A 13,650-nucleotide genomic window follows, 5' to 3' on the forward strand; every position below is an offset into this window, starting at 1 on the left:
AAGAGCGAGGCCGCATGCTGGCGGCCTCGACAGGGGTATGGACTCGAGCTGGAGGGCGTCACTGCCGCCTCAAGTCACTCGGAGGGCACGTATTCTACAACTTCCAGATCGAATCCGGATATCGCATTGAACTTCATCGGCGAACTCATCAGGCGCATCTTGCGCACACCGAGGTCCCGCAGGATCTGCGAACCGGCACCCACGGTGCTGTAGGTGGTCGGTGCCTTGGCCGGCGCATCGCCCGCGCTTTCGCGGATGTGCGCCAGCAGCACGTCGCCGTCCAGCGGGTGGCCCAGCAGCAGCACCACGCCGCTGCCGGCCTCGGCCACGGCAGCCATGGCCGCACGCAGGCTCCAGCGGCCCGGTTGCTTGACCAGCAGCAGGTCGCGCAGCGGGTCCATGTTGTGCACGCGCACCAGGGTCGGCTCTTCAGCGCAGATCTTGCCCAGGGTCAGGGCCATGTGCACGTCGCCTTCCACCGCGTCGCGGTAGGTGACCAGGTTGAACTCACCCAGCTCGCTTTCCACCGGCTGCTCGGAGACGCGCTGCACAGTGCGTTCGTGGATCATGCGGTAGTGAATGAGGTCGGCGATGGTGCCGATCTTCAGGCCGTGCTCGGCGGCGAAAACTTCCAGTTCCGCGCGGCGCGACATGGTGCCGTCGTCGTTCATCACTTCGCAGATGACGCCGCTTGGCTCGAAACCGGCCATGCGCGCCAGGTCGCAGGCGGCTTCGGTGTGGCCGGCGCGGGCCAGGGTACCGCCAGGCTGGGCCATCAACGGGAAGATGTGGCCTGGGCTGACAATGTCTTCGGCCTTGGCATCCTTGGCGGCGGCAGCCTGCACGGTGCGGGCGCGGTCAGCGGCGGAAATGCCGGTGGTGACGCCTTCGGCGGCTTCGATCGACACGGTGAACTTGGTGCCGAAGCCCGAGCCGTTGCGCGGCGCCATCAGCGGCAGCTTCAGCGTTTCGCAACGCTCGCGGGTCATCGGCATGCAGATCAGGCCACGGGCGTGCTTGGCCATGAAGTTGATGTGCTCGGGCAGGCAGCACTCGGCTGCCATGATGATGTCGCCTTCGTTTTCGCGGTCTTCGTCATCCATGAGGATGACCATTTTGCCCTGGCGGATGTCTTCGACCAGTTCTTCGATGCTGTTGAGCGCCACGCGGCACCCCCTTCTCAATCAGGATTTCAAGAAGCCGTTGGCGGCCAGGAAGCTTTCGGTAATGCCACTGCCCTTGCTCGGTTCAGCGGCCTTGTCACCCAGCAGCAAGCGCTCCAGGTAACGGGCCAGCAGGTCGACCTCAAGGTTTACCCGACGCCCTGCGCGGTAGTCGGCCATGATGGTTTCGGACAGGGTGTGCGGGACAATGGTCAGCTCGAACTCGGCGCCATTGACCTCATTGACCGTCAGGCTGGTGCCGTCGACGGTGATCGAACCCTTGTGGGCGATGTACTTGGCCAGTTCCTTGGGTGCACGCACGCGGAACTGGATGGCGCGGGCGTTATCGCTGCGCGAGATGATTTCACCAACCCCGTCGACGTGGCCGCTGACCAGGTGCCCGCCCAGGCGGGTGGTGGGGGTCAGGGCCTTTTCCAGGTTGACCTTGCTGCCACTCTTGAGGTCGATGAACGCGGTGCGCTTGAGGGTTTCGACGCTGACGTCGGCCCAGAAGCCGTCACCCGGCAGTTCGACAGCGGTCAGGCACACACCGTTGACGGCGATGCTGTCGCCGAGCTTGACGTCACCCAGGTCGAGCTTGCCGGTTTCGACGTAGACGCGCACGTCGCCACCCTTGGGGGTGAGGCTGCGGATGGTGCCGATGGATTCGATGATGCCGGTGAACATGGGGTCTTCCTCAAAAACGGTTTGCACGGGGCAAGCCCGGCATTATACGCCGGGCGCCGGCAGGGGGATGGCCGTGACCCGCCAGTCATCGCCCACTGCGCGCATTTCGGTAATTTTCAGCCGCGGTGCTTCGCTCATCTTGTCCAGCGGCCAGTCCAGCAACGGGCGGGCGTTGGAGCCGAGGAAAGTGCCGGCGACGAACAGCTGGAACTCGTCGACCAGGCCTTGCCGGGCAAAAGCACCCACCAGGCCCGCACCGGCTTCCAGCAGGATTTCGTTGACGCCACGGGCCGCCAGGGCTTGCAGCAGCGCAGGCAGATCGACCTGGCCATTGTCACCCGGCAGGCTGAGCAACTCGTGGCCGGCAGCGGCATAGCGCGGGTCATCTGCGACAGCCGTCACCACCAGCACCGGGCCGGCCTGGAAGAACGGTGCATCCAGTGGCAAGCGCAGGCGGCCATCGACCAGCACGCGCAGCGGTGGGCGGCTGAGCGCCAGGGCGGTGGTTTCGGGGTCGAGGCCCAGCTCGTCACCGCGCACGGTCATGCGGGCGTTGTCGGCCAGCACACTGGCAGCGCTGGTCAGCACCACGCTGGAACGGGCGCGCAGGCGCTGCACCGCAGAGCGGGCAGCCGAGCCGGTGATCCACTGGCTTTCGCCACTGGCCATGGCGGTGCGGCCATCCAGGCTCATGGCCAGTTTGGCGCGCACGAACGGCAGGCCATGTTCCATGCGTTTGAGAAAGCCCGGGTTGAGTGCGCGGGCATCGGCTTCGAGCACGCCGCTGGCCACTTCGATTCCCGCCTCCGCCAAACGCCGCAGGCCTTGCCCCGCCACTTGCGGGTTAGGGTCCTGCATGGCGGCCACCACCCGCGCCACACCGGCCTTGACCAGCGCTTCGGCACAGGGCGGCGTGCGGCCATGGTGGCTGCACGGCTCCAGGGTGACGTAGGCGCAGGCACCGCGGGCACGCTCACCCGCCTGGCGCAGGGCATGCACTTCGGCATGCGGCTCGCCGGCGCGCACGTGCCAGCCTTCGCCGACCACTTCGCCGTCGCGCACGATCACGCAGCCTACACGCGGGTTCGGGTGGGTGGTGTACAGGCCTTTGCTCGCCAGCTCCAGCGCGCGGGCCATATAGTGGGCGTCAAGGATGGCGGCTTGGCTGGGCATGTTCACTCTTTAGCTGGCTCACGGGCCAGGCGGTCGATTTCTTCGCGGAACTCGTCCAGGTCCTGGAAGCGCCGGTACACCGAGGCAAAGCGGATATAGGCCACTTCGTCGAGCTTGCGCAGCTCGGCCATGACCATTTCACCCACCACCAGCGATTTAACTTCGCGCTCGCCAGTGGCGCGCAGCCGGCTCTTGATGTGCGCCAGGGCTGCTTCCAGGCGCTCGACGCTGACCGGGCGCTTCTCCAGGGCCCGTTGCATGCCGGCACGCAGCTTGTCTTCGTCGAAGGGCTGGCGTGTGCCGTCCTGCTTGATCAGCCGGGGCAGCACCAGCTCGGCGGTTTCGAAGGTGGTGAAACGCTCGCCACAGGCCACGCATTCGCGGCGGCGGCGCACCTGCTCGCCCTCGGCGACGAGGCGAGAGTCGATGACCTTGGTGTCGTTGGCACCGCAAAAGGGACAGTGCATGGTGGCAGGCAACAAAAAAAGGGAGGGCCATGGTAGCGCATTGCACTGGCAAGACAAGCCAAAGGGGTTAACATCCATGGGAATTCTGCCCGCGAAGGACTACCCCATGCACTACCGAGCGCTCGTCGTGCTGTGCTGCGCCGCCCTGCTCGCCGCTTGCGGCAGCGACAGGCCCAAAACCGACACACCTGCGGCACCCACGCCAGCCCGCGCGGCCAAACAGGCCGAAGTACTCGGCCCGTTGCCGGCCTACCAGCGCGAACTGAGTGGCACCTTGCTGGAAATCCCGGCCGGTGCCGACGTGGAGCTTGCCTTGCTGGTCATCGACGAACGCGACCGCCCGCAACGCCTGCTGGCCAGCAGCAACCTGACCGGTACCGGCCAGGCCCTGCCCTACCACCTGCGCTTCAACCCCGAGGCCTTCCCGGCCGGTGCGCGGGTCGAGCTGCGTGGCCGGGCCAGCAGCTCCGGCCAGCTGATCATGCACCTGCCACCGGTGCGCATTACCCAAGCCCAGACCCAGGCCACCGGCCCGCTACGTTTCGAGAAGGCGCCGTAAGTGGCTCCGCTGGCCCTGCAACAGGCCCTCAGTGGCCTGATCGGCGAAGCGCGCCTGGTGGTCAGCGAGCTGCCCGGCTGCGACCTGAAGCTATGGCTGATCGACCACCAGAACATGGACCGCGCCTTCAGCAGCGAAGAAACCCGGCGCATTCTTGAAGAGCCGCCCTACTGGAGCTTTTGCTGGGCCAGCGGCCTGGCCATGGCCCGCTACCTGGCCGAACGCCCTGAATGGGTGGCAGGCAAGCGCGTGCTGGACTTTGGCGCCGGCTCCGGAATCGCCGGCATTGCCGCCGCACGCGCGGGTGCGCGGGAAGTGGTGGCCTGCGACCTCGACCCGCTGGCCCTCGATGCCTGCCGCGCCAATGCCGCGCTGAACGGGGTTGAGCTGAACTACAGCAGCGACTTCTTTGCCGAAGACGACCGTTTCGACCTGATCCTGGTTGCCGATGTGTTGTACGACCGCGCCAACCTGCCGCTGCTGGATGCCTTCCTCTGTCGCGGCCGCCAGGCGTTGGTGGCCGACTCGCGGGTACGCGACTTCAGCCACCCGCTGTACCAGCAGTTGGGCGTGCTCGAAGCGCTGACCCTGCCAGACCTGGCCGAGCCACACGAATTCTGCAGGGTCAGCCTGTACCACGCCAGCCGCGACACCTTATAGTGGTGCCATACACGAGTTTGCGAGAGTCGCGATGACCCAAGACACGCCTTACATTTTCGACGCTACAGATGCCACCTTCCAGCAACTGGTGATCGAGAACTCCTTCCACAAGCCGGTGCTGGTGGACTTCTGGGCCGAGTGGTGTGCGCCGTGCAAGGCGCTGATGCCATTGCTGGCCAAGATCGCCGAGGGTTACCAGGGCGAGTTGCTGCTGGCCAAGATCAACTGCGACGTGGAGCAACAGGTGGTTGCCCAGTTCGGCATCCGCAGCCTGCCGACCGTGGTGCTGTTCAAGGACGGCCAGCCGGTTGACGGCTTTGCCGGTGCCCAGCCGGAATCGGCGATTCGCGCCATGCTCGAACCGCATGTGCAGATGCCTGCCGCACCTGCAGCTTCGCCACTGGAACAGGCCAAGGCGCTGTTCGCCGAAAGCCGCTTTGCCGAAGCCGAAGCGCTGTTGCAGGCGCTGCTGGGTGAGGACAACAGCAATGCCGAGGCGCTGATCCTGTACGCCCGCTGCCTGGCCGAGCGTGGTGAACTGGGCGAGGCCCAAGTGGTGCTGGATGCGGTCAAGACTGATGAGCACAAGGCTGCACTGGCCGGTGCCAAGGCCCAGCTGACCTTCCTGCGCCAGGCAGCCAGCCTGCCAGAAGTGGCGGACCTGAAAAGCCGCCTGGCACAGAACCCACAGGATGACGAAGCGGCTTATCAGCTGAGCATTCAGCAGCTGGCGCGTCAGCAGTATGAGGCGGCACTGGAGGGGTTGCTGAAGCTGTTCCAGCGTAACCGTGGCTATGAGAACGGGCTGCCGCAGAAGGCGTTGCTGCAGGTGTTCGAGTTGCTCGGCGGCGATCACCCGCTGGTTGGCGTGTATCGCCGCAAGCTGTCGGCGGCGATGTTCTGAGAATGCCGGGGGCCGCTTTGCGGCCCCAAAATTCTGACCCTTTTACCCCACCCAGTGATAAACCGGCGCATCCACGCCACTTTCCACTTTCACTTCACTGCTGTGCCGCAAGCGCACCAGCAGCCGCTTGCCCGCCGCCGCACTCCCCGCCAGTCCCTCCAGCCTGTCCAACAATTCCGGCCCGCTCATCTGCCCCGCCAGGCGCAACACCTCACGTGCGGCAGTCCATTGCCCATCATCCTGTCTCGATGCCGCCACGGTTTGCGTTGCTGCGGCCTGCGCCACCACTGGCACCTCAACCTGCCGCCCCAACTGCGCCCACTCCTCAGGCGCCAACTCGATGGTCAGGTCCACCGGCCAGTTACCAATCTGTCCACGAATTCTCATGATGCATTCCTTGAACCCAGGTCAATGCACCCATGCTACCGCAACATGAAACCTGCGCCACGCAGGCTGGCGGCGCGCAGAAAAGTTGTTATAACATAACTCATTCCTTCAGCCCGCCCCGGAGCCGTCCATGCGTCGCCTGCTGCTTGCCCTGCCCTTCGCCTTGCTGCCACTGACCGTGGCCCATGCCCACGATGACCATGATCACGACCACGCCCATGGCACCCTCGGCGCCCACGAGCATGGCGTCGCCAAGCTCAACGCCGTGCTCGATGGCAATACCCTGGAGCTGGAACTGGACAGCCCGGCAATGAACCTGGTCGGCTTCGAACATGCCGCCAACAGCGACGCCGACAAGGCCAAGGTCGCCGCCGTGCGCCAGCAGCTCGAACAACCCCTGAAGCTGTTCGGCCTTTCTGCTGCCGCTGGCTGCAAAGAGGATCAGCGAGAACTGGAAAGCCCGCTGTTCGGTGACGCCCCGAAAGCCGACGAAGATGGCGACGAACATGAGCACGGCCACCAGCACAGCGACATCGGCGCCCACTACCAGCTGACCTGCGCCAACCCCGACAAACTGGCGCAAGTGGACCTCGCGCCGCTGTTCAAGGCCTTCCCGGCCACCCAGAAGATCAACGTGCAACTGATCGGCCCGAATGGCCAGAAAGGTGTGGAAGCCACGCCGGCCAAGGCAGCGGTCGCTTTCTGAATGAGCCAGTCGCTGATCGAACTGCACGACCTGGTATACGCCTGGCCAGGTCAGCCGCCGCTGCTGGATATTCCGGCCTTCCACCTGGACACGGGTGAAGCCCTGTTCCTCAAGGGCCCCAGCGGCAGTGGCAAGACCACCTTGCTGGGCCTGCTGGGCGGCGTGAACGTACCGGCTCAGGGCCGCATCCAGTTGCTTGGCCAGGACCTTGGCAGCCTGGGCCAAGGGGCGCGTGACCGCTTCCGCGTCGACCACACGGGTTATATCTTCCAGCAGTTCAACCTGCTGCCGTTCCTGTCGGTACGCGAAAACGTCGAACTGCCCTGCCGCTTCTCAAGCAGCCGCAAGGCCCGCGCCGAGCAGCGCCATGGCAGTGTCGACCAGGCAGCCAGCACGCTGCTGGCCCACCTGGGGCTGGATGACTCCGGCCTGCTCGCCCGCCGCGCCGACAGCCTGTCGATCGGCCAGCAGCAACGGGTGGCCGCCGCCCGCGCACTGATCGGCCAGCCCGAGTTGGTGATCGCCGACGAACCGACCTCGGCGCTGGACGCCGATACCCGTGAAGCGTTCATCCGCCTGCTGTTCGAAGAATGCCGCGCCGCCGGTGCCAGCCTGCTGTTCGTCAGCCACGACCAGAGCCTGGCGCCACTGTTCGACCGCCACCTTTCCCTGGCCGACCTCAACCGCGCCGCCAAGCCCCGGGAGGCCTGATGTACCTGCTCCGCCTTGCCTTGGCCAGCCTGGCCAACCGCCGTTTCACCGCCTTCCTCACCGCGTTTGCCATCGCCCTGTCGGTGTGCCTGCTGCTGGCCGTGGAGCGCGTTCGCACCGAGGCCCGCGCCAGCTTCGCCAGCACCATCAGCGGTACCGACCTGATTGTCGGCGCCCGCTCCGGCTCGGTGAACCTGCTGCTGTATTCGGTATTCCGCATTGGCAACGCGACCAACAACATCCGCTGGGACAGCTTCCAGCACTATGCGCAGGACCCGCGGGTGAAGTGGGCGATCCCTGTCTCGCTGGGCGACTCGCATCGCGGCTACCGGGTGATGGGCACCACGACGGATTACTTCGAGCATTACCAATACGGCCGCCGTCAGCACCTGGAATTGAGCCAGGGGCGTGAGTTCGCCAGCGACCCGTTCGAGGTGGTACTCGGTGCCGAAGTCGCCGAGGCATTGCACTACAAGCTGGGCGACAAGCTGGTGCTGGCCCATGGCGTGGCAGCGATCAGCCTGGTCAAGCATGACGACAAGCCGTTCACAGTGGTTGGCGTGCTCAAGCGCACCGGCACACCGGTCGACCGCACACTGCATATCAGCCTGGGCGGCATGGAAGCCATCCATATCGACTGGCACAACGGCGTACCGGCCCGTGGCGCCGGGCGCATCAGTGCAGAGCAGGCACGCACGATGGACCTGCAACCTGCCGCCATAACCGCGTTCATGCTGGGCCTGAACAACAAGATCGCGACGTTCAGCCTACAGCGGGAAATCAACGAATATCGCAGCGAGCCGCTGCTGGCGATCCTGCCTGGGGTGGCCCTGCAAGAGTTGTGGAGCCTGATGGGCACGGCGGAACAGGCGTTGTTCGTGGTGTCGCTGTTCGTGGTGCTGACCGGCCTGATCGGCATGCTCACGGCCATTCTCACCAGCCTCAACGAGCGCCGGCGAGAAATGGCAATCTTGCGTTCGGTCGGGGCCAGGCCGTGGCATATCGCGGGGCTGCTGGTGCTGGAGGCACTGTCACTGGCGGCGGTCGGGATCGTGGCCGGACTGGGCTTGCTGTATGCGGGTATCGCCGTGGCACAGGGGTATGTGCAGGCCAACTATGGGTTGTATTTGCCGCTGGCCCTGCCGAGTGCCCATGAGTGGACGCTGCTGGCTATCATCCTGGGGGCGGCGTTGCTGATGGGGAGCGTGCCAGCTTGGCGGGCCTACAGGCAGTCGCTGGCCGACGGCCTGTCCATTCATCTTTAAGAGCCTGTAATGATCAGAAACCTCACTGCCGTCTTCGCGGGCAAGCCCGCGAAAAGGCCGGCAATGCACATGCTGCTGACCCTGTTGTTGCTGGTAGCGATGCCTCTATGGGCCGCCGAGCCCAAAGAGCTGGACTGGCCCGCCCTGATCCCCGAAGGCGCCCCGGTCATCCCGCCGCAATTGGCGCCGTTGCATGACATGTCACAGCTCAGCAACGCCCTGTCTGCCGAATCCGCCCCACCCGCGCGCCAGCAGGCCCCCGACGCGCCGGTGGTAAAAAGCCTTGATGGCCAGCAGATCAAGTTGCCCGGCTACATCGTGCCCCTGGAGGTCAGCGAGGAAGGCCGCACCACCGAATTCCTGCTGGTGCCTTACTACGGCGCGTGCATCCATGTGCCCCCACCACCGTCTAACCAGATCGTGCATATTTTCAGCGAAATGGGCGTGCGCATCGAAGACCTCTACCAGCCCTACTGGATCGAGGGAAAGATGCAGGTTAGAGCCTCCAGCAGCGAACTGGCCGATGCCGGTTACCAGATGGAGGCCGAGAAAATCTACGCATATGAGCTGAGATGAGAACTGTTTCGAATTCATGAAGACGCTTCTTTGAGCTGGGTCAAACTTTCTGTTTAACCAGCTCCGTACCATTGGACTACTCGATTAATAACGTCCTTTGGGAGCTTCCATGAACAAGTCCTTGCTCGGCGCCTCGCTTGTGGCCCTTGCGCTCGCCGCCCCTGCCGCCCACGCCTACCAGGCAGGGGACATGATTTTGCGCGCAGGCGCCATTACCACTGCCCCGAACGAGAGCAGCGGCGACCTGAAGTTCGACGGCAACAAGGTGTCGGGCACCAAGGCGACCCTGGACAGCGATACCCAGCTGGGCCTGACCTTTGCCTACATGCTCACCGACCACATCGGCCTGGAGCTGCTGGCAGCCACCCCGTTCAAGCACACCGTGGGCGTAAAAGGCCTGGGCGGCGGGCTGGACGGCAAGCTGGCAGACATCAAGCAACTGCCACCGACCCTGTCGCTGCAGTACTACCCAATGGAGCCGAACTCGCGCTTCCAGCCGTACGCCGGCGTGGGCATCAACTACACCCTGTTCTTTGACGAAGACTTGAGCAGCGCACGCAAGCAACAAGGCTTCAGCAACCTCAAGCTGCAAGACTCGGTCGGTATTGCCGGCCAGCTGGGCATGGACTACATGCTCACCGACAACCTGCTGGTCAACGCCTCGGTCTGGTATGTCGACATCGACACCAAGGCCAGCGTCAACGGCCCGACCGCACTGGGCTACAGCAAGACCAAGGTCGACGTAGACGTCGACCCGTGGGTGTACATGGTCGGCCTTGGCTACAAGTTCTGACCGGAACACGGCAGGGCGGCTTCGGCCGCCCTTTCTCGTTGCAGCCACAGCCAGTACCCCAGCGCGACCGCACTGATGGCCATGCCAAGCCCACACACCGCAGGCCACCCCCATCTGGCATACACGCCGCTCGCCAGCACCGCACCCAAGCCGCTACCGACCGAGTAGCAGCACATATAAGCACCAATCAATCGGCTAGCCATCGCACCACGCCCTGCCAGCAACACGCTCTGGTTGGTGACATGCACTGCCTGCACGGCGAAGTCCAGCATCAACACACCTAGCACGAAGACCATCAGCGACTGCCCGACAAAGGCGGTGGGCAACCACGACAGCGTCAGCAACGCCAGCGCCAGCCCGGTGGTGCGCGCTCCCAGCCCCAGGTCGGCCAAGCGTCCAGCGCGCGCTGCCGCCAACGTACCCGCCACGCCTGCCAGACCGAACAGGCCAATCTCGGTATGGCTCAACGCCAATGGCGCAGCGCTGAGAGGCATGACCATGGCGCTCCACAGCACGCTGAACGCGGCGAAGATCAATACGCCGAACACACCGCGCTGGCGCAACAGCCTGTCGTGCCGAAACAAGCGGAATTGGGACACGATCAGCGCCCGGTAACCGGGACGCTGCACCAACGGCTGCCCGCTTGGCAAACAGCACCACAGCACCAACGCCAGTATCAGCAACAGCACTGCGGCCACTAGATAAACACTGCGCCAGCCGGCCAGGTCAGCCACCCCACCCGCCACCAGGCGCGCCAACAGAATGCCCAGCACCACGCCGCTCGTGACGGTGCCTACCGCTTGCCCTTGCTCACCAGGCGAGGCCAGGCTGGCGGCATGCGCCACCATCACCTGCACCATCACGGCCATCAGCCCGGTGATGGCCAGTGCCAGCAGCAGCATCGCCCAGTTTGCCGCCATGCCGACGCCGACCAGCGCCAAGGCCGAGAATAGCAACTGGCCGAGCAACAGGCGTTTGCGGTCGATCAGGTCCCCAAGCGGCACAATCAGCAACAGCCCCAGGGCATAGCCCGCCTGGGTTGCACCCACTACCCAGCCAATCTGCTGCTGTGCCACACCCAGTTCGGCGGCCATCGATTCGAGCAAAGGTTGGGCGAAGTACACCGTCGCCACCGCCATGGCGCTGGTGATGGCAAGCAGCAGGGTTATCCAGCGTGTCATCGGGATGGCCTCAACAATGTAGTTTCGAATTGAAACCACTTATGGCTATTTAGCAAAAGTGGTTTTAATCTGCAACCAGACATTCAGGACAGGCCTGCAACATGCTCGATGAAAACAATGCGCAATGCCCGGTAGCCCGTGCCCTGGAGGTACTGGGTGACCGCTGGGCACTGATGATCCTGCGCGATGCCTTCGATGGCCTGCGGCGTTTCAGCGAATTTCAGAAGAACCTGGGGCTGGCGAAGAACATCCTCGCCTCACGGCTCAAGCTGCTGGTGGAAAGTGGGTTGCTGATGACGCAGCCCGCTTCGGATGGCAGTGCCTACAAGGAATATGTGCTGACCGAGAAAGGGCGCTCGGTGTTTCCTGTGGTGGTGGGCCTGAGGCAGTGGGGGGAGCGGTTTTTGTTTGAAGCGGGTGAGGTGCGTTCGGAGCTGGTCGATGCTGTCAAAGGGCAAGCTATCGAGAACTTGCAGGTACGAGCTTTGGACGGGCGGGTACTGAAGGCCGAAGATTGCCTGCGCCGAGTGGTGCGGCATGGATGATTCTGGGGCCGCTTAGCGGCCCCAGCGTTTTCAGCTTTTACCCAGAAGCCGCGCCAGCCCTTCAACCATTGGCGTCGCCTGCGGGAAATCGAACCGCGCCAGCAAGCGCTGGTTATCCGCCCGCGAATGGCGAATGTCACCCGAACGCGCCGCCACATAGCTAATCGCCGGCAAGCTCCCCACCACCTTCTCCAGCGCCGCCAGCAACTGGTTCAGCGAAGTGGCCTGGTTGAGGCCGATGTTCACCGCGCCCTCCTCCACCTGCGGCTGTTCCAGCGCCTGCACCATCACCTGCACCAGGTCACCCACGTAAAGAAAGTCGCGGGTCTGTTCGCCATCACCGAAGACGGTGATCGGCAAGCCCTGCACCGCGCGCTCGCAGAAGATGCTGATTACCCCGGAATACGGCGAAGACGGGTCCTGGCGTGGCCCGAAGATATTGAAGAAGCGGAACACCACCGGCTCCAGGCCATGCTGACGACGGTAGAAGTCCAGGTATTGCTCACTGGCCAGTTTGTCCACGGCGTAGGGGGTCAGCGGCGCCTTGGGCGTGTCTTCGGCAATCGACTCGCCCTCGCCATTGTTGCCGTACACCGCTGCACTTGAAGCAAACAGCACCCGGCGCAGGCCATGCACGCGCATCGCTTCGCACACGTTAAGGGTGCCGATGAAATTGCTCTGGTGTGTGCGCACCGGGTCTTCGACCGAGGCCTGCACCGAGGCCACTGCCGCCAGGTGCACCACGGCACTGCAGCCGGCTGCGGCCTGGGTGACCAACCCGGCATCGGCAACATCGCCTTCGATCAGCTCCAGCCGTGGGTGGTCGACCTGCAGGTTACTGCGCCGGCCAGTGGAAAAGTCATCGAGAATGCGTACGGCGTAGCCTTTGTCCAACAACGCATCGCACAGGTGGGAGCCAATGAAGCCGGCACCGCCGGTGATCAGGATGGGGGCGTCAGCCATGGCGGTAGAACCGGTCCAGTAGAGGCGGCAGGCCGGCGCGCCAGGCACGCGGCTTGATGCCGAAGGTATGAAGGATTTTCTTGCAGGCCAGTACCGCGTGCTGCGGCTCTTCGCTGGCATCCGGCCGTGCGGCATGAGCCTGCGGCGTTGGCGCCTGAACCGCGAGCTGGCGGTACTGGCCCGCTTCGGCAAGGATCGCCTGGCCTAGCGCCAGCGGCGTGGTCGCCTCGTTGCCGGCGTAATGGTAGGTGCCCCACAGCGGCGCACTGCAATCGAGCTGCTTGAGCACCGACAGGATCACCCGCGCAGCATCGTCGACAGGTGTCGGGTTACCACGCCGGTCATCGGCCAGCAGCAGCTCTTGCGGTTGCTCGGCACGGGTCAGGAAGCGGCCCAGCGACCCGTCGATGCTTTCGTCGAGCAACCAGCCAAAGCGCAGTAGCACATGCTGCGGGCAGGCCGCACGCACGCTCTGTTCGATGCGCCACAACGCCTGGCCACGCAGGCCCAGCGGCACTGGCTCGTCCTTTTCGCTGTAGGCCGTGGCCCGCGAACCGTCGAACACGCGGTAGCTGGAAGGCTGTACCAGGGTGATCTGGTGGTGCTGGCACAGCTCTGCGAGCCGCTCTACTGCCCGCTCCTGTTGAGCCAGGCGCTGTTCGCTGACCGACTCGGCCTGGAACCAGTCGAAGTAATAGGCCAGGTTGACCACGGCGTCGGGGCGGTGATCGTCGAGCAACTGGGTGAGGCTGGCCGGCGTCCAGCCGTTTTCGGGCGGGCGCGGCGCCAGGAATGCGATGTCCTCCTCGGCCCCAAGACGAATCAGCGCTTGCCCGAGGGCATTGCCACCACCCAACAGCATTAGGCGCATACGCATAGAGTCAGCAGATCCGGAGAGGTTGATGAAGGA

At 64.5% G+C, this 13,650-nt stretch carries 17 protein-coding genes; 9 read left to right on the forward strand and 8 right to left on the reverse strand.

From position 1 onward, the window contains the following. Positions 1-74: 74 nt before the first annotated feature. The 4 genes from ribBA to nrdR are packed head-to-tail and all read right to left on the reverse strand — an operon-like array spanning position 75 to position 3,490. A complete protein-coding gene (gene ribBA / locus D906_RS25085) occupies positions 75-1,166 on the reverse strand; it encodes a bifunctional 3,4-dihydroxy-2-butanone-4-phosphate synthase/GTP cyclohydrolase II (RefSeq protein ID WP_016484697.1) in 1,092 nt (363 codons plus the stop codon). Between the two features lie 18 nt (positions 1,167-1,184). Then, the gene (locus tag D906_RS25090) at positions 1,185-1,850 is read right to left on the reverse strand and encodes a riboflavin synthase (RefSeq protein WP_003255399.1); all 666 of its coding nucleotides are present in this window, start codon (positions 1,848-1,850) and stop codon (positions 1,185-1,187) included. Positions 1,851-1,892: 42 nt separating this feature from the next. Then, positions 1,893-3,023: a bifunctional diaminohydroxyphosphoribosylaminopyrimidine deaminase/5-amino-6-(5-phosphoribosylamino)uracil reductase RibD gene (ribD, locus tag D906_RS25095; RefSeq protein WP_027615790.1), complete on the reverse strand. Its 1,131-nt coding sequence runs from the start codon at positions 3,021-3,023 to the stop codon at positions 1,893-1,895. 2 nt (positions 3,024-3,025) lie between these two features. Then, the gene (nrdR, locus tag D906_RS25100) at positions 3,026-3,490 is read right to left on the reverse strand and encodes a transcriptional regulator NrdR (RefSeq protein WP_009685710.1); all 465 of its coding nucleotides are present in this window, start codon (positions 3,488-3,490) and stop codon (positions 3,026-3,028) included. A gap of 106 nt (positions 3,491-3,596) precedes the next feature. Here nrdR and D906_RS25105 point away from each other — a divergent pair, with 106 nt between their 5' ends. From D906_RS25105 to trxA, 3 genes are read left to right on the forward strand one after another with little or no spacing between them, the layout of a single operon-like run. Beyond that, positions 3,597-4,049 (forward strand): YbaY family lipoprotein, encoded by a 453-nt coding sequence (locus D906_RS25105; RefSeq protein ID WP_019096521.1) that lies wholly within the window; start codon positions 3,597-3,599, stop codon positions 4,047-4,049. Beyond that, complete coding sequence (locus D906_RS25110) at positions 4,050-4,709, forward strand: methyltransferase (RefSeq protein ID WP_027615789.1); 660 nt, start codon at positions 4,050-4,052, stop codon at positions 4,707-4,709. 31 nt (positions 4,710-4,740) lie between these two features. After that, positions 4,741-5,613, forward strand: a complete 873-nt coding sequence (trxA, locus tag D906_RS25115; RefSeq protein ID WP_016715351.1) for a thioredoxin — start codon at positions 4,741-4,743, stop codon at positions 5,611-5,613. Positions 5,614-5,655: 42 nt separating this feature from the next. Here trxA and D906_RS25120 read toward each other — a convergent pair whose 3' ends face one another. Next, a complete protein-coding gene (locus D906_RS25120) occupies positions 5,656-6,000 on the reverse strand; it encodes a hypothetical protein (RefSeq protein ID WP_016715350.1) in 345 nt (114 codons plus the stop codon). Positions 6,001-6,130: 130 nt separating this feature from the next. Between D906_RS25120 and D906_RS25125 the strand changes: the two genes are divergently transcribed. From D906_RS25125 to D906_RS25145, 5 genes are all read left to right on the forward strand, one after another. After that, positions 6,131-6,706 carry a DUF2796 domain-containing protein gene (locus D906_RS25125; protein ID WP_027615788.1) on the forward strand — a complete coding sequence of 192 codons (576 nt, stop codon included), beginning with the start codon at positions 6,131-6,133 and terminating at the stop codon, positions 6,704-6,706. Then, positions 6,707-7,417 carry an ABC transporter ATP-binding protein gene (locus tag D906_RS25130; RefSeq protein ID WP_016715348.1) on the forward strand — a complete coding sequence of 237 codons (711 nt, stop codon included), beginning with the start codon at positions 6,707-6,709 and terminating at the stop codon, positions 7,415-7,417. Then, a complete protein-coding gene (locus tag D906_RS25135; protein ID WP_019096676.1) occupies positions 7,417-8,682 on the forward strand; it encodes an ABC transporter permease in 1,266 nt (421 codons plus the stop codon). Before D906_RS25130 ends, D906_RS25135 begins: the two co-directional genes overlap by 1 nt. A gap of 63 nt (positions 8,683-8,745) precedes the next feature. Beyond that, positions 8,746-9,258: a DUF3299 domain-containing protein gene (locus D906_RS25140; protein WP_026020315.1), complete on the forward strand. Its 513-nt coding sequence runs from the start codon at positions 8,746-8,748 to the stop codon at positions 9,256-9,258. Between the two features lie 109 nt (positions 9,259-9,367). Continuing rightward, positions 9,368-10,051 carry an OmpW family protein gene (locus D906_RS25145; protein ID WP_014589498.1) on the forward strand — a complete coding sequence of 228 codons (684 nt, stop codon included), beginning with the start codon at positions 9,368-9,370 and terminating at the stop codon, positions 10,049-10,051. Here the strand turns inward: D906_RS25145 and D906_RS25150 are convergent. Then, entirely contained in the window at positions 10,039-11,232 is a 1,194-nt protein-coding gene (locus D906_RS25150; protein WP_027615787.1) for an MFS transporter, read from the reverse strand. The genes D906_RS25145 and D906_RS25150 overlap by 13 nt on opposite strands. A gap of 101 nt (positions 11,233-11,333) precedes the next feature. Between D906_RS25150 and D906_RS25155 the strand changes: the two genes are divergently transcribed. Continuing rightward, complete coding sequence (locus tag D906_RS25155; protein WP_019096680.1) at positions 11,334-11,777, forward strand: helix-turn-helix domain-containing protein; 444 nt, start codon at positions 11,334-11,336, stop codon at positions 11,775-11,777. A gap of 30 nt (positions 11,778-11,807) precedes the next feature. On the opposite strand, the gene D906_RS25160 is transcribed toward D906_RS25155, so the two are convergent. Beyond that, a complete protein-coding gene (locus D906_RS25160) occupies positions 11,808-12,740 on the reverse strand; it encodes an NAD-dependent epimerase/dehydratase family protein (RefSeq protein ID WP_016715344.1) in 933 nt (310 codons plus the stop codon). Then, positions 12,733-13,617 (reverse strand): sugar nucleotide-binding protein, encoded by an 885-nt coding sequence (locus D906_RS25165; protein WP_019096681.1) that lies wholly within the window; start codon positions 13,615-13,617, stop codon positions 12,733-12,735. The genes D906_RS25160 and D906_RS25165 overlap by 8 nt, the downstream gene beginning before the upstream one ends. Positions 13,618-13,650: the final 33 nt, after the last annotated feature.

The sequence above is a fragment of the Pseudomonas sp. LAIL14HWK12:I1 genome (assembly GCF_003202095.1).
Classification (GTDB): domain Bacteria; phylum Pseudomonadota; class Gammaproteobacteria; order Pseudomonadales; family Pseudomonadaceae; genus Aquipseudomonas; species Aquipseudomonas monteilii.

Excerpts from the sequence above, each read along its gene's own strand:
- D906_RS25125 (WP_027615788.1), top strand. The coding sequence starts at position 6,131 with ATGCGTCGCCTGCTGCTTGCCCTGCCCTTCGCCTTGCTGCCACTGACC.
- D906_RS25155 (WP_019096680.1), top strand. The coding sequence starts at position 11,334 with ATGCTCGATGAAAACAATGCGCAATGCCCGGTAGCCCGTGCCCTGGAG.
- D906_RS25105 (WP_019096521.1), top strand. The coding sequence starts at position 3,597 with ATGCACTACCGAGCGCTCGTCGTGCTGTGCTGCGCCGCCCTGCTCGCC.
- nrdR (WP_009685710.1), bottom strand. The coding sequence starts at position 3,490 with ATGCACTGTCCCTTTTGCGGTGCCAACGACACCAAGGTCATCGACTCT.
- D906_RS25130 (WP_016715348.1), top strand. The coding sequence starts at position 6,707 with ATGAGCCAGTCGCTGATCGAACTGCACGACCTGGTATACGCCTGGCCA.
- trxA (WP_016715351.1), top strand. The coding sequence starts at position 4,741 with ATGACCCAAGACACGCCTTACATTTTCGACGCTACAGATGCCACCTTC.
- D906_RS25150 (WP_027615787.1), bottom strand. The coding sequence starts at position 11,232 with ATGACACGCTGGATAACCCTGCTGCTTGCCATCACCAGCGCCATGGCG.
- D906_RS25090 (WP_003255399.1), bottom strand. The coding sequence starts at position 1,850 with ATGTTCACCGGCATCATCGAATCCATCGGCACCATCCGCAGCCTCACC.
- D906_RS25135 (WP_019096676.1), top strand. The coding sequence starts at position 7,417 with ATGTACCTGCTCCGCCTTGCCTTGGCCAGCCTGGCCAACCGCCGTTTC.
- D906_RS25165 (WP_019096681.1), bottom strand. The coding sequence starts at position 13,617 with ATGCGTATGCGCCTAATGCTGTTGGGTGGTGGCAATGCCCTCGGGCAA.
- D906_RS25120 (WP_016715350.1), bottom strand. The coding sequence starts at position 6,000 with ATGAGAATTCGTGGACAGATTGGTAACTGGCCGGTGGACCTGACCATC.
- D906_RS25140 (WP_026020315.1), top strand. The coding sequence starts at position 8,746 with ATGCACATGCTGCTGACCCTGTTGTTGCTGGTAGCGATGCCTCTATGG.
- D906_RS25160 (WP_016715344.1), bottom strand. The coding sequence starts at position 12,740 with ATGGCTGACGCCCCCATCCTGATCACCGGCGGTGCCGGCTTCATTGGC.
- ribD (WP_027615790.1), bottom strand. The coding sequence starts at position 3,023 with ATGCCCAGCCAAGCCGCCATCCTTGACGCCCACTATATGGCCCGCGCG.
- D906_RS25145 (WP_014589498.1), top strand. The coding sequence starts at position 9,368 with ATGAACAAGTCCTTGCTCGGCGCCTCGCTTGTGGCCCTTGCGCTCGCC.